A 14,528-nucleotide genomic window follows, 5' to 3' on the forward strand; every position below is an offset into this window, starting at 1 on the left:
TGTAACTAGTTTTTTTAAAAAGGCTTTTCTAACGGAATATTACTTAAAGATTAAATATAATGAGTTAAATTACTTTAGAAGTAACTATGAAGTAATAAACCAAATGAGTTTCAGTAAATTTAATTAACCTTTGCAAAAAAATGGTCTTTAAATAACTTTATCTTATAAAAACCTCACCTACTTATGATAAGGCTCCCCCCTATTAATCCTAAACCCCCGATAAACCTGCTCCACCAATATCAACCGCATCAACTGATGTGGAAAAGTCATTTTAGAAAACGACAGCTTCTCATTCGCTCTCTCTAATACTTTATCGGACAATCCCAGTGATCCTCCAATGACATAACAGATCTTACTCTTCCCATGCAGGGCGAGCTGGTTGAGGTTGGCTGCTAAATCCTCGGAGGTTTGCATTTTCCCATCTATCGCAAGTGCAATGACATGAGCATCCTGTGAAATTTTACTTAAAATACGTTCTCCTTCTTTTTCTTTGATAATTCTCATGTCTTCCTGGCTTAGGTTCTCGGGTGCTTTTTCGTCGGGGACTTCGGTGATGGTGATTTTGGCGTAGGCACCGAGACGTTTGGTGTATTCGTCGATGCCTTGTTTGAGGTATTTTTCTTTTAGTTTGCCAACGGTTACGATGGAGATATTCACAGTGTTGATGGCTCCTTTTTAAATGTTATCCACAGAACTTATCCACATATCAACATTGTGGGTATCTGATTATTTTGTCACAGAGTAAATCGCTTGTTTTTCACAGAAGCTGCAGGTTGTGGATAAGGCTTGTTCTTGTGTAAGCTTTTCCATTACCGGGAAGACTTCATTTTCGTCGACAACGACGTCTAAAGCGAGCTCAATATGCTCGTCACATGCGTAATACATACACTATCCGTCCTTTCGTTTTCATGGCTATTATAACATAGGATAAGGGGTGATCCTACCTGTTGTGGATATGTGTGGATAACCTTTTACACAGGAAAAAAGCAGTGCCTGTTGATAGGTCACTGCTTTTTTGTGGATGATCTATTTAGAAGCTTTGAGGTTCTTGTAATTGGACGTCGATGTCTTGCTGTTGACCATCACGATATAGTGTAACGGTTACGGTGTCACCGACTGCTTTGTCTGTATATAAGAAACGACGTAGGTCTGCGCCTTCTGAAATGTCTTCGCCGTCGATTTGTACGATGACATCATATTCCTGTAAGCCTGCTTGAGAGGCTGAGGAGTTTGGTGCAACACTTGTTACAACCACACCTTCTTCGACATCTTCAGGCAGATTCAAGGTGCCTGTGCGGTGCTGAACTGGGATATCGGCTAGTGAACGAATGCCTACACCTAGTTGAGGGCGTTTGACTTCGCCGAAGGTTTCTAGATCATTAATGATTGGTTCAGCTACAGCTGTTGGGATTGAGAAACCAATTCCTTCAACGGCGCTTTGGGCAATTTTCATTGAGTTGATTCCTATTACTTCACCATTTATATTAATCAGCGCGCCACCGCTGTTACCTGGGTTAATGGCTGCATCGGTTTGCAGAACCTCTGCATTCCAGTCTGGCTGTCCGTCACCATCAAGGTCAACTGGGATACTACGCTCCGTTGCACTGATGATACCTTGTGTGACAGAGCTTGCAAAGCTTTGACCAAGCGGGTTACCAATTGCAATGGTTGGTTCACCTGCACGAAGGTTTTCAGAGTTACCAAATGTTGCGACGGTATCAACATGTTCAGCATCAATTTCAAGCACTGCAAGGTCGGTGATAAGATCCGCACCAAGTAGGGTTGCTGGAACATCGGTGCCGTCTGTTAAGGTAACGGTTAAATCATTGGCGCCTTCTACTACGTGATTGTTCGTCACAACATACGCTTTGTCGCCTTCTTTTTTGTAGATGACACCAGAACCAGTTCCTTCAGCTGCTTCTTGTGCAGAGAAGATGTCCGACTGCTGCATGTTGGTGACGCCTACGACTGCATCTGATACTTTTTCAACAGCGTCGGTTACACCGGAGCTCACATTAAGATTAATCGCTTGTGAGGTGCCTGTGTTGTTATCGATTTGTGTACCGCCTACCTCTTCGGTTGGTGGGGAGTTCGACTCAATCTCATATGGTAACCAACCAATGTTGGATAGGGCAGGTGTTGTGAATACAACAATCAGTCCACCAAGAACGGCTCCTCCAAAAGCGGATAACCCGGCTGTACGCTTTCTGCCCTTAGGCTTGCGCTGTCTTTCTTGCGGCTCTGTATGTCTAGGATAATTAGAATAGCTTCCTTGCTGTGTTGATTTGTTATTTGGGTCTTGAGAATCATAATAGCCCATCTTGTCTTACCCCTTTCTTTCTCCTTGGAGCATAATGTCTTGCTTTGAACTTATTATAACGCTTGATGGCAGAAGGTCTAGTAGGTTGCTTACATTTTGTATATTTTTGATAGTGCTTAGATAATTTGCAACAAACTTGACGCGAAATCATGTAAATAGACGCAAAGTTGCGGTGGGGCTTTTGCACTAATGCGCATATAAACCTATATCCATGTTTCCACAGATCGCGGTTAGTTAAACATCTGTGTTTATTAATAAGTGGGATGGACAACACCAACAGAGCTTATTTGTTCCCATTTTCCTTTTTGAAGCTTAAGGACTTCATTCCCGTTTAGTGTAAATGGGTATGACACGCCGCGATAAGTCAGAGTATCTGTTATGGTGCGCACGGTCATACCGACAATGGAGATGGATTCGTCAGTGGTTGATAGGATCAGTCGGACTCCTGCTGGGAATGTGGCGATTTCTTTTTTATTTTGGTAGAGGGTGCAGGAATCCTGTGAGTTGAGTAGCTCATACCGATTGTCCTTGATACGCCGGCTATAGGCTGTCTCTGATAATTGATCAGCATGCTTGTAAGGATACGGAGTCAAACCTGTCACCCATAGCTCGCCATTTGGCCTAGGCAGGATTCCAGACAGTCGCTCAATATAATCAAGCAAGCAAAGGATGGAGGGAGAATACACCTCTGTAAAACCAGCTTCGCCTGTCCACGGATTTAGCGTTTGTGGAAAACGATCCATGTGATTAAAGGCAGAGAGAATTTGCTGCATCACCCATGTGAGCTCTACCACATGGCCATGATATTCAAATGCATGAGGGGCACGGATTAAGCTAAGAAAATTGGTTGTGCCTGACCAGCTATTATAGTTTGTTGAAGTAGGATCAAATCGAGCTTCGTCCAGCGAGATGGATGGGAAGGGGTATTTAGCAAAGAACTTTCCTGTGTTGAGTAGATATTTGTGGAGTGCCTGTTTAAATAAAGTATGATCCCCAACCTCACAAGCCAGCACCCGAAGCAGCACGTCAGATTGAACTTTTACATGCTGATTGTTGATATCAAGGTCATAGAAGAACGTATCTTCTTCATGAAAACAATGTGTGAATAAGCCTGTTAAACTGGTGTCGGAAAGTGATAGCCAATCTGAGTTGTTATCATCTCCTAGCTCATCTGCCATTAATGCGAGATACTTGCGCTGACAATAGACGTTTGCAGTTAAGTCAGGCGCAATAAATGGTAGGGTCGGTGAATCCGGGTGGCATTTGGTCGCATCTCCCGCGTGTGGAACATCTGGAACATGCCAAAAGCGCGGAGAATTATCGTGACCAGTATCAAACGTTGAAAAGGCTTCGACGCAACCTGTTTTTCGTGTATCACGATTGTCGACGAGCCACTTATCAAACGATGCCATCGCCGTGTACATGCGTTGCAAAAAGGCCTTATTTTTCCCAGTGGAAACGTAATGATTCCACACACTACGAGCCAGCGGAGTCACCATCTGAATTTGCCGATATGCCGGACCATCCGTTGTCCACTTATATGGGATGAGTCCGTCTTGCCTCTGGTGAGTCGCAAAAAGTTCAAACGTGTTTTTAGCGACGTCCGGCATAAAACGCGAAAGGATTTCAGCATTAATGGTGCCCGTGCTCTCAAGCCACGTGCCCCGGTAAATTCCTCCCTCAAGCAGGACAAGCTGGCCTTGGCCATTGTCCTCAAGACAATCATTTAATTGCTCATACGCTTTTGTCACCATAGATTCTAGTTGCTGGTTTGTTGAGACGAAGTGAGTAGCTCTATCCGTTAATTGGTCCACTTGATCATATAAACGAGAAAGCAAAGTACTGTCCATATTCTCTCCCCCTAGCAAATTAGGTTGTGTGACTATCATACCTGTTTTTGGATTGGTGGGGGTGGATTTATTTGGTGATGTGAGGGTCATTCACTTAGTTTAGAGGAAATTGAGGAGGTCCTGCGGGTAAGGGCTTTAGTTTCACGGGTATTGCTCTCTTCTCTCGGGTATGTGCTCTAATCCCACGGGTATTGCTCTCTTCTCTCGGGTATGTGCTCTGTTTCCACGGGTTTCGCTCCCTTCTCGCGGGTATGTGCTCTGTTTCCACGGGTTTCGCTCCCTTCTCGCGGGTATTCAGTCTATCTTCGTTGCTAACTCGTCTATCTTTCTTGGTAAATGTACTTGTCTATAAATGGCCAGCTTTAGCTGGGTTTCCTTCTTGATCTTTGTCTTTTGAAGTTGCTTTTATCGTTGGTATTTGAACTTTTTTGGATGTATTTCCGTTTCTTCCGATGTATTCGCCCGCAAACGTGTTCCTCTCTCTGCACAATATCACCCAAATAATATTTTTGATTTTATGGTAAATATAAAAAAAGCACCTATGGATAAAGCACTTTTAAAAACGCCCTAACCACAAGTACCGTATTTCTGTACACTCTTCTTTTTAAGGATAATTGCTACAGTAAATGATTTTCTATAGCTAATATGATGTCTCAGAATTTAAAAAGCTTTTCTTTGATAAATTTTAATTGAAAGCATCCAAGATAATGCATAGCAACTGATTGCAATGGCAGCTATACTGCCAAGCAACACACCATCGTTTATACCTTCATAAAACGCTATAAACTCACCAAAGTGCTTTGCAATGAATTGAGATAACTTTGAGTAGAGAAAGAAGGATAGTGCTAGCAAAATTGAAAATGCAATTAACAAGTACTGCTGTGTGAACTTATAGAAGAATGGTAGGAAGAAAGATGACACTACCATAACTATGAGGAATCCCATAATGATGCTGCGTACTGGAGAACTTAATACAGTATCGCCTAAAAAGAAAGTTCCAACATATCCAATCGGAATCAAACAAAGCGTGAATAGCAGGCCACCAATATATTTAGAACTAACTATTTCCTTCCGAGTATAAGGTAAGGAATTAATTAAAATATGAGCTTTCTCTTTCTCATCATAATATTGAGAATTAAACAGAATCAACGTGCTTACCAAAGCAATCACAAAGCTAAAATTAAAATCAGAAGACAGGAAAAGCGCTAACACGATCAGGTACACAAACATTAAATTCTTTTGTAAGATGAAGTCCTTTTTAATTAAATTAAGCATTCTTTTTACCTCTTTTCGTATAGTATATGATATCTTCTAGGCTTGCCTTTTCAACTGAAACTTTATCATTTGAAAACTCAACTATCAGGTGGTTTACATTATTTGTTAACCCCTCAAAACCAGAGCTAGTTTTTCTAATAGATAAGAATTTCTGTTCAATATTTTGATTTAAGGAACTCAATGGCCCCTTAACCAAGGCATAATCTTCTTCAATTGCGTCGAATTCTTTAGAAAAAACGTGCTGTCCATCATGAATAAAAGAGATATTGTCTGCAATTCTGTCTAGGTCCGTTGTAATATGAGAAGAGAAGAAGATGGTTTTATCACCATCTTGCATTAGATCATTCAAGATGTTTAAAAGTTCGCGTCTAAAAACGGGATCTAAACCAGCAGTTGGTTCATCCATGATAATTAGCTCTGCATGATGGGATAGGGCAAAAGCTAAAGATGCTTTCATTTTCATTCCTTTTGAAAATGTTTTTGTTTTAGACTTTAAAGGAATCTCGAATTGTTCAATATACTTCATAAATTGTGATTCATCCCATTTTGAATATGATGGCGCGATAATATCTCTCATTTCCTTGAGTGTGAGTTGTTCGTAAAATACATTGTCATCATACACAATACCGATACGATCTTTTATTGTTTTTTCCGACTTTTGATAACTATCGCCGAAAATTCTAATCTCTCCACTGTCTGGTTGTAAGATATTCATAATCATTTTTAACGTCGTTGACTTACCCGCACCGTTTGCACCAATAAAACCTGTTACAAATCCTTTTTTAACATTTAGCGAAAAATCTTTGATCTCGAACTTTTTGAACTTCTTATTCACCTTATGCAGTTCTATTACATTTTCCATTTTCGTTCGTCCTCCTTATAAATTTAAGTAATCATTTCTTCCAAGCTCATACAACCCATATAGAAGTAGATCCTTTCTTATTACTGCTCATTTAAAAGGTAATCCATTGTATAATTACGTCTTTTGTACTCGAATGAAGACCTTTCCTCTGAGGCATAACTTTTAATTCACCATGCAGAAGTATGGCTTTTTCATACTGTTTAATATTCGAATGTAATGCATCACTTATATCTCCTTCATGAAAAATGCCTAACCTATATCCTTTTTCGTTAGAATGAAAAGATCTAACCTCTCCCCGCCTTCTTAAACAGTTGTTCGCAAAATTAATTTCAAAAACTCCAGGTTGATTAACACCTTCCACCACGTGCTCATCTAAGAGTATGAGATGAGGTAGTGAGTAATCGGGGGCTTGTGTAGAAGCTCGAAAGCAAATTTGAGCAAGCGTATTAATGTGGATAAGAGATTTTTTTATGTTCATCTCTTCATGAATGTTTTTATAGATCTTAAAAGGATATGCAATCTCCAATTTCATTCCTCCTTTTCTAATCATGAAAGAGCTCTTGTTCCGCAAGTGACCATAATCTCCAACAGACTCGTTTTCATAGCCATCAAATCTAATTGATTCTGTGGAACAGTTAAGATTCTTTCTACACTTACTATAAAGAAAACGCTAGGGTAAAAAGAATAGGTAAAAAACCACTGAAAATCACTCAAATAAAATCAAAAATCAATCTGATCATTAAACTAAATTCACTAATATTGGATATTGGATTTTAGGAAGCATATCACTGAAAACATAACGAATCTTAATACTCAGATACTTCTCAAAATGGCGGAATATTGTATAATTGAGAGATTATTAGCTACAATTACGTTTTTATAACCGTAATAGATGAATTTCTACTTTTCAGATGAAGCATTGCTAAACTGAGACGAAGAGAGTGAGAAACTTGGAGATAGGGGAAAGAATACGCCAAATACGCATTCATCAGGGGTTAACCCAAACTGAATTAATTAAGGACATCTGTTCGAATACATATATTAGTAAAATAGAGAGCGGTAAAACGAAACCATCTTATTCATTTATTTTAAAAGTTGCAAAGGTTTTGAACGTAGAGCCTGAATTCTTGATTAATATGGACGCCACAGACGTAGAACCTGATATACAAAGGGTTTATGAAAGCTACCTCCAAACAAAAAAAATAAGCTCACAGGATCTCTCCTTTCTAAAGTTACATGCAAAGGAAAACCATTCGAACTCCACGTTAGTCAAAATATATTATGTATTAATCGCTTATCACAACAAAACTAGTATTAAAGAATCAGCACCATATGTAGAGCAAGCTAAGAACATTATTTCTCAAAATGTTGATATCCTTATAGATGGCGAAGACGAATTATCCCACTACTTTAATAGCCTTTCGAATTACTTTTTTTATACTAGAAATTATTCCGAGGCTTTGTTATACGCTGATCTACATGTTAGAGCGTTAAGACAAGAAGAAGGAAGTCTAAAAGAAGGAAAAGCCTATTTCAATCTGGCTATGATTCGAACAAAAATTGATGAGGATTTAGAACTTGCAAGAATTTATAGCAAAAAAGCACTGTATATTTTTAAAAAAGAAGATTTCAAACAAGGAATTGCAAATGCGCTCTCAGAATTAGCAATTCAATATCATCGAAATAAATTATATGATAAATCAATTGCTATGCTAGATGCACTGCGTACCTTCACAGAAGACTTCAAAAAAGACTATTATGCCCCTATCTTGGATTATAATTATGGTAGAGTGTATCAAAAATTAGGGAGATTTAGTCAGGCTACTGAATATTATTTCAATAGTATAAAATTAGATAAGTTAATAGGTGAAGAAAATACAATTTATGCTATTAAGTGTTTAGCAGAAATGAGTATTGAACAGAAAAACTGGGAAGAAGCTAATGATTATTTGAAGAAAGGATTTTCATTAACTAATACGTTTCACTTACCGAATATGCATATTCATCTTTTACACTTAAGATCACAAATATACAAAACACGTTTTGATTTCCCTTCCTATGAAAAAGAGATGCAACAAGCTGTAAATTTAGCTCAAGAAGGCAATTATCCCTTACTGATTAAAGAAATCAGTATAGAGCTCGCCGATCATTATAATGAAGCTCGCGCGTACAAGATGGCAGCTAAATATTATAAAATTGCTCTCAGTTAATTCCGTAGTGATCGCACAAAATGTGATTACGCATCCTGGTACATTTCCGCTTATTTCTCTGATTATTATTTTTATTTTTTCAGGTTAGTTAATAACCTCAATTATGATTTGAGGTTATTTTTTTATATTTAAAAGCCCCAAAAACGTTCTTTTCCAGATGTACTCCTGCTTTTTCCGATGTATCTGCTCCTTTCCAGATGTATTCCTGCTTCTTCCGATGTATCCGCTCTTTCCCGGATGTATTTCTGCTCTTTCCGATGTATCTGCTCTTTTCCGGATATATTCCCACTCCTTCCGATGTATCCGCTCCATCTCTCTTGCTAAAGCTCCACACCACCGCACCCACACTCCACCCACACATCACCCACACATCAAAAAAACCCAGGCATCAGCTCGGTTTCTCCTTCTACTTATCACTCAAACAACCGTCAAAGCGGTGGGTTTCAGTGGGTCTGTGTCGTATAATTCAAATTGTTCGCCTACTCCCATTCCTTGCTCGCGAAGACTTTGCTCGACGGTGAGTCGGGCGAGGTCTTTCATGTTGTTATCGAGGCTGAGGTGAGCGAGGTAGATTCGGCTCGTGGTGTCTCCGATGACATCTGTTAGGGCGATAGCCGCGTCTTCGTTGGATACGTGGCCGACGTCGCTTAGGATGCGGCGTTTGACGTTCCAGGGATAGCGGCCGATACGCAACATGTTCAGGTCGTGATTGGATTCGAAAACAAACATATCGGCGCCTTTAATTGTGCCTTTGATGCGGTCGCTGACGTAACCCATGTCGGTGGCGATGACGAGCTTTCGTCCATTGTGACGGAAGACGTAGAACATCGGCTTGGGCGGCGTCATGGGAAACACCAAACGATTCGACTTCGAGATCACCGAAACTGCGCACGGTTTCCATGTCAAAATGGAATTTTTGATCGACTGGAATGGTACCGAGCTGCTTGTCCATGGCATTCCAGGTTTTTTCGTTGGCGTAGATTGGCAGCTTGTGGCGTCGGGCGAAGATGCCGACTCCTTTGATATGATCGCTGTGTTCGTGAGTGACTAGGATGCCATCAAGCTCTTTGGGGTCCCGATTAATCTCTTGAAACAGCTCATCCATCTTTTTGCCGCTAAGACCAGCATCCACGAGTATCCGCTTTGTAGGTGTTTCCACATACATGGCGTTACCTGTGCTGCCGCTTGCCAATACACTAAATCGCAAGGCCATAAGTGGCCTCCTTTCCGGTTAATCCTCTTCCCTTATCTCTTCTTCGTCACCTTGATCGTCGTCAACAGGTGGATTTTCGATTGTAGGCTCAACCATTTCGTCTTCCACGTCTGGGATGCCTTCCTCTTGTACCGTTCCTTCAAAGGCATTAACGAGGTACGTAATCTCGCCCTCTTCCCCTTTGTCAACGTCAATTCTCATAATAGGCGCAAAGACTGGAGACTCTTTAAAAAAGCTGTAGTAGCCCAATTCAAAGTCTACAATGCTTTGATTCATTGTAATATATTGCTGATTAAACAAGGTTTCAATCGCTCGCAAATTCATGAGCGTATCCTTTGGATTGCCTTGTTTTTTATAAACCGAATACTCTTGTTCATATCCTGTTATTTCTCGCTCATTATTAATCGTAAGCTTTAATGGCGCGTTATGGTTGGTATAAACGGTTTTGCCATCAAACACTTGATCTAAATAAATCATATTCTCTTCCTCATTAACCACTATATATTGCTCACCATTTGTAACGTACGCGGTTAAAAACTGTGATAGATTTTCATTTCCCTCTCCAATCGGGAACGGATCAGTAAGTGTGGAGGCAATAGACTTTTCATCCACTAGCTCAGCTGTTTGATTGCTTAGAGTCTCAAGCTCCTCTGAATCAAACATTTGTTTTTCCCCAACTAAGTATTCGACTTCTTCTAAATCATCTGGAAGCTCAACATCAATGCTGATTTGATTTTCTTTTAGTCTATCCTGAGTGGTATTACCACTAATCAAGCTAAACTGATTTTCATCGTTTACTTGGTAGAGCTGATAGCCTAGAAAAAGATTTAACATCAGGAAGGTCATAATGAATACCGTTTTCGTTCTACTCCATTTCATTTGTACCTCCCCCTGACGGTACCTTTTGCCAACGATTATCCCCAAAAACATACCAAGCTGGCTCAAAGGTTACTAAGCCTGGTTGATCGTCCTCGTCCGTCATTTCATAGCCAACACGTACATCTCGCAGCTGATCAAAATCAAGTCGCTCTGCAGTCCTTAGTTTCTCAATGACACTTGCACCTGACTGAAGCTCGACATTCTCCTGATTAATTGCACTACTATCAAGCACTAAAAGAGGTCTGATATAACTGGTGGTTTGTGTACCTGATTTCTCTACATTAATCGTCATACTATCGCTGCTATTTTTAAAGTTAAAAACAGGTAGATTGTTCACGTAAAGACGGTAGACTGCACTTTCACGTTCATTTGATACTCTCCACCAAGCTTAGGACATAATCATTGGTCCAGCCATGATGATTATTAATATAGTCAAAGCTCGTCTGAGGTATGCTGTCAGTTGGACTACTCGCAGATTCCGAAGTTGAAGAATTCCGGTAAGTCATAAAGTTCTCATTATCACGTAAATTGAAGATCCTAGTTCCATCAGTATAGGTAAACTCACCATTACTTTGACGATAATTTCGAACAGAATTAGGGTCAGGGAACAATGTTTGAATGACATCACGTGGCCTCACACGTTCAGTCGAATAGGTCTGACGAGCATATTCAACGCCCTCAGCAGGAATATAGATATTCTCTTGATTGAGTACAAAGTCATCCGTATCCGGTTCATTTACTGTAAGAGCCGGAACAGCTGTGTTATCTGCAAGAAATCTTTCTAAAACTGCAGGATCAAAACTCGTTGAAATTTCAAATGGTACCTTATCAGACGATGAATAGACCTGTAGTTTGACTCCATCTCCATCACTATCTTCATAGATAAATACTCGATCTACTCCATCAAGGGGGAACTCATCCTGCTCTTGATTCTGTGAGAAGAGACTCATAAACATATTCATAGGCACTTGATCAGGAAAAACAAGTTCAATACCCGTTGATACATCCATTGGAGGAAACACACCATTCGTATCTTGAAGGTCTGCCTCCAACAGCTTTTCATAGATCTCATTAAATAAAGCATCGGTTTCAAGAACCATATACGTTTCTCCAAACTGATGCTTAACAATCTTACTTGGCCGGACCACGTCTTGAATCGACTTTTCATCACCAATTTGATTTAATTCTACAGCTTCAGTATCCTGAGTAACAAGTTCAGGTTTATAAGTCCAAAGCAAATAAGTCAAAATTAAACTAAGAACAACTAAGAACACTAGTAACCAGGTTTTTAGTTGTTCATAATAAAGACCTCTCACTCTCACACGTCTCCCCCCTTAGATGCCGAATAGGGTAATGTGAAGTAAATCGTTGTTCCTTCGCCATACTCACTATGCACCCAAATGTCTCCACCGTGAGCCTGAACCAATTCCTTTGCGATTGCCAAACCGAGTCCTGTGCCACCGATATTTCGCGCACGCGCACGGTCGACACGATAAAATCTGTCGAAAATCTTTAACTGACTTTCCCGGGGAATACCCATGCCTTGATCAGCAATACTTACACGAACGTGGTTGCCCTGATGCAGCAAAGTTGTAGTAATATTAGCGCCTTCAGTCGAATATTTAAACGCATTAGAAATAATATTGTCTAATACTTGGATCAACTTATCCTGATCCATTTCGACATAACTCGGTTTTTTCGAAATATGTCGATGAAGCTGAATGTTCTTTTCCTGGGCAATAATTTCGAATCGATCTAATACCTCATGCAAAAATTGTCCGAAATCAATCCATTGCAAGGTAAATTGATAGTCATCGCTGTCGATTTTTGATAGTTGAAGCAAGTCATTCACTAATCGAATCATTCGTTCTGTCTCATTTTGAGTCACTTTTAGAAAACGTGGACCCATGTCGACATCATGCATAACCCCATCCTCTAATGCTTCAAGATAGCTTTTCATCGTTGTTAACGGCGTTCGTAACTCATGTGAAACATTAGCTACAAACTCACGGCGTTCCTGCTCAATCTTTTCTTTTTCCGTTACATCATGGAGTACTGTAATCAGACCATTAATTGGCCCCTCATCCTCCTGTATCACAGAGAAATTCGCTTCAAGTAGGTATTGACCCTCCTCATTGCTAAAATCTAATAGAACGGAATCTGAGTGATCATATAGGTCATAGACACCAAATGTTTCGGTGACATGTAGAACATCTGTAAGCGGCTGACGCATGACCTGCTTGCTCGATACACCTAGCAGTTCTTCCGCTCGCTTATTTAAAAGAATGACACGTCCGTTTTGGTCCGTTGCAATCACTCCATCTGTCATGTTTGAAAGAACAGAGCTCAGACGCTTCTGCTCTCGGTCACGTGTTAACGTAGCGTCATGTAGTTTCATTGTCAGCTGATTAAAAGAAGTGGCTAACTGACCAATCTCATCGGTGCTATAGACCTTTACCTGCCTAGAGAAATCTCCATGACTCATTCGTAACGTTTGTTTTCTCATCTCTAAAATAGGCACAATAATCGTACGTGCCAACAAGATAACTAGAATCGCAGATATAAGGAGCGCAATAGACGTTCCTTTAAAAAGAATGCTATTAATTTCGTTTATTTGTGTATAGATCTCTTCTAGTGAAGCCTGAATGTAAATAACACCTAAGACTGTATCATCAGTCGTTGTAATTGGCACAGCCATGATCCGAAAACGCTCATTACTAGAGTCACGAACCTCACCATCCTCTGCTGATCCAAGCAGAGCCCGTTTGACTCTAATTTCATTATTACGCATCCCAATCTGATCAGGAGCACCTGAGTTAGATGTGCCTAAGATGACTTCATTTTTATCAATCACTTGAACAGTCGCATTATCAATTCTAAAAAAATCTTGAAGTAACGAATTAATCTCATCTGTCAGTTTTTCCCGTTCGTCCGGTGGGTTCCCTAGCACCTGCGCTAACTGATAATTAAGTAACGTCGAGCGTTCATCTAGCACATCAAAATGATTCTCTAAGAGATCCTGCTCTAGCTGCCTTGAAAAATAAACGCCAATGACCTGTACAGCAACCAGAATCAAGAGAACATAGGCGATAATTAGCTTAAACTGAATCGACTTAAAGAAGCCAATCTTTCTATCCATTAGGACTTCTCCTGCTCCTGTGGTTCTGGTTCATTTAAGAAGTAACCTACTCCACGGCGAGTAATAATCCATGCCGGAAAGCTTGGGTTATCCTCGACTTTTTCACGTAATCGACGAACCGTAACATCCACTGTTCGCACATCACCAAAATAATCATATCCCCATACAGCCTGAAGCAAATGCTCCCTCGTCATTACTTGACCAAGGTGCTTTGCAAGGTAATGAATCAATTCAAATTCTCTATGAGTAAGCTCAATTGGCTCACCACGTCTTTTCACCTGGTAGGCATCCGGATAGATCACTAGATTACCAATGACCAACTCTTTTTGAACAGGCGCTTCCTCTGTTGTTTTCTGTCTACGCAAGTTCGCTTTTACCCGCGCAAGCAGCTCTCTTGTACTGAATGGCTTGGTTACATAATCATCTGCACCTAGCTCCAGTCCTAGCACTTTATCAATCTCCGAATCCTTTGCTGTCAGCATAATAATCGGAATATCATAGCTTTTACGTACTTCTCTACATACTTCCATTCCATCTTTATGCGGAAGCATTATATCTAATAAAATTAAATCAGGCTTTTCCTGCTTAACTTGTTCCATAGCTTCAACACCATCATAGGCACAGACAACCTCAAATCCTTCTTTTTCAAGGTTAAATTTCAGGATATCTGCAATGGGACGTTCATCATCCACAACGAGAATTCGTTTATCCATTCCGTTTCTCTCCTATTCTTATCGAACTTCTTCTAGTTTAACACAAATAACCCGTGACCAAACGACA

General features: G+C 40.2%; 13 protein-coding genes and 1 pseudogene. 1 reads left to right on the forward strand and 13 read right to left on the reverse strand.

Features of this window, described 5'->3' with window-relative positions; genetic code table 11:
* Positions 1–177: 177 nt before the first annotated feature.
* From rlmH to NDM98_RS13630, 7 genes are all read right to left on the reverse strand, one after another.
* Positions 178–657 (reverse strand): 23S rRNA (pseudouridine(1915)-N(3))-methyltransferase RlmH, encoded by a 480-nt coding sequence (gene rlmH, locus NDM98_RS13600; protein WP_251608537.1) that lies wholly within the window; start codon positions 655–657, stop codon positions 178–180.
* A 69-nt stretch (positions 658–726) separates the two neighbouring features.
* Entirely contained in the window at positions 727–885 is a 159-nt protein-coding gene (locus tag NDM98_RS13605; RefSeq protein ID WP_251608540.1) for a CxxH/CxxC protein, read from the reverse strand.
* A gap of 145 nt (positions 886–1,030) precedes the next feature.
* Entirely contained in the window at positions 1,031–2,320 is a 1,290-nt protein-coding gene (locus NDM98_RS13610; RefSeq protein WP_251608542.1) for a S1C family serine protease, read from the reverse strand.
* Positions 2,321–2,571: 251 nt separating this feature from the next.
* Positions 2,572–4,170 carry an MGH1-like glycoside hydrolase domain-containing protein gene (locus NDM98_RS13615; RefSeq protein WP_251608545.1) on the reverse strand — a complete coding sequence of 533 codons (1,599 nt, stop codon included), beginning with the start codon at positions 4,168–4,170 and terminating at the stop codon, positions 2,572–2,574.
* A 660-nt stretch (positions 4,171–4,830) separates the two neighbouring features.
* Positions 4,831–5,445 carry an ABC-2 transporter permease gene (locus tag NDM98_RS13620; RefSeq protein WP_251608547.1) on the reverse strand — a complete coding sequence of 205 codons (615 nt, stop codon included), beginning with the start codon at positions 5,443–5,445 and terminating at the stop codon, positions 4,831–4,833.
* Positions 5,438–6,307: an ABC transporter ATP-binding protein gene (locus NDM98_RS13625; protein WP_251608549.1), complete on the reverse strand. Its 870-nt coding sequence runs from the start codon at positions 6,305–6,307 to the stop codon at positions 5,438–5,440. The genes NDM98_RS13620 and NDM98_RS13625 overlap by 8 nt, the downstream gene beginning before the upstream one ends.
* 91 nt (positions 6,308–6,398) lie before the next feature.
* Complete coding sequence (locus NDM98_RS13630; RefSeq protein ID WP_251608550.1) at positions 6,399–6,833, reverse strand: hypothetical protein; 435 nt, start codon at positions 6,831–6,833, stop codon at positions 6,399–6,401.
* 424 nt (positions 6,834–7,257) lie between these two features.
* On the opposite strand from NDM98_RS13630, the gene NDM98_RS13635 reads away from it, so the two are divergent.
* Complete coding sequence (locus NDM98_RS13635; protein WP_251608552.1) at positions 7,258–8,517, forward strand: helix-turn-helix domain-containing protein; 1,260 nt, start codon at positions 7,258–7,260, stop codon at positions 8,515–8,517.
* Positions 8,518–8,934: 417 nt separating this feature from the next.
* Here the strand turns inward: NDM98_RS13635 and NDM98_RS13640 are convergent.
* The 6 genes and pseudogenes from NDM98_RS13640 to yycF form a co-directional block, all read right to left on the reverse strand.
* Positions 8,935–9,730: pseudogene (locus NDM98_RS13640) on the reverse strand (MBL fold metallo-hydrolase).
* Positions 9,731–9,748: 18 nt separating this feature from the next.
* A complete protein-coding gene (locus tag NDM98_RS13645) occupies positions 9,749–10,609 on the reverse strand; it encodes a two-component system regulatory protein YycI (protein WP_251608555.1) in 861 nt (286 codons plus the stop codon).
* Positions 10,596–10,946 (reverse strand): two-component system activity regulator YycH, encoded by a 351-nt coding sequence (locus NDM98_RS13650; protein WP_251608558.1) that lies wholly within the window; start codon positions 10,944–10,946, stop codon positions 10,596–10,598. The genes NDM98_RS13645 and NDM98_RS13650 overlap by 14 nt, the downstream gene beginning before the upstream one ends.
* Before the next feature lie 28 nt (positions 10,947–10,974).
* Complete coding sequence (gene yycH / locus NDM98_RS13655; protein WP_251608561.1) at positions 10,975–11,931, reverse strand: two-component system activity regulator YycH; 957 nt, start codon at positions 11,929–11,931, stop codon at positions 10,975–10,977.
* Positions 11,928–13,748, reverse strand: coding sequence for a cell wall metabolism sensor histidine kinase WalK (walK, locus tag NDM98_RS13660; protein WP_251608565.1), 1,821 nt, complete (start codon positions 13,746–13,748; stop codon positions 11,928–11,930). The genes yycH and walK overlap by 4 nt, the downstream gene beginning before the upstream one ends.
* Positions 13,748–14,461: a cell wall metabolism response regulator VicR gene (yycF, locus tag NDM98_RS13665; RefSeq protein WP_251608568.1), complete on the reverse strand. Its 714-nt coding sequence runs from the start codon at positions 14,459–14,461 to the stop codon at positions 13,748–13,750. Before yycF ends, walK begins: the two co-directional genes overlap by 1 nt.
* Positions 14,462–14,528 lie beyond the last annotated feature (67 nt).

The organism is Alkalicoccobacillus plakortidis, assembly GCF_023703085.1.
GTDB lineage: Bacteria > Bacillota > Bacilli > Bacillales > Bacillaceae_D > Alkalicoccobacillus > Alkalicoccobacillus plakortidis.

Bases quoted from the DNA above. Each gene is read 5' to 3' on its own strand.
- NDM98_RS13605 (WP_251608540.1), bottom strand. From the start codon at position 885: ATGTATTACGCATGTGACGAGCATATTGAGCTCGCTTTAGACGTCGTT.
- NDM98_RS13610 (WP_251608542.1), bottom strand. From the start codon at position 2,320: ATGGGCTATTATGATTCTCAAGACCCAAATAACAAATCAACACAGCAA.
- NDM98_RS13615 (WP_251608545.1), bottom strand. From the start codon at position 4,170: ATGGACAGTACTTTGCTTTCTCGTTTATATGATCAAGTGGACCAATTA.
- NDM98_RS13620 (WP_251608547.1), bottom strand. From the start codon at position 5,445: ATGCTTAATTTAATTAAAAAGGACTTCATCTTACAAAAGAATTTAATG.
- NDM98_RS13625 (WP_251608549.1), bottom strand. From the start codon at position 6,307: ATGGAAAATGTAATAGAACTGCATAAGGTGAATAAGAAGTTCAAAAAG.
- NDM98_RS13645 (WP_251608555.1), bottom strand. From the start codon at position 10,609: ATGAAATGGAGTAGAACGAAAACGGTATTCATTATGACCTTCCTGATG.
- walK (WP_251608565.1), bottom strand. From the start codon at position 13,748: ATGGATAGAAAGATTGGCTTCTTTAAGTCGATTCAGTTTAAGCTAATT.
- yycF (WP_251608568.1), bottom strand. From the start codon at position 14,461: ATGGATAAACGAATTCTCGTTGTGGATGATGAACGTCCCATTGCAGAT.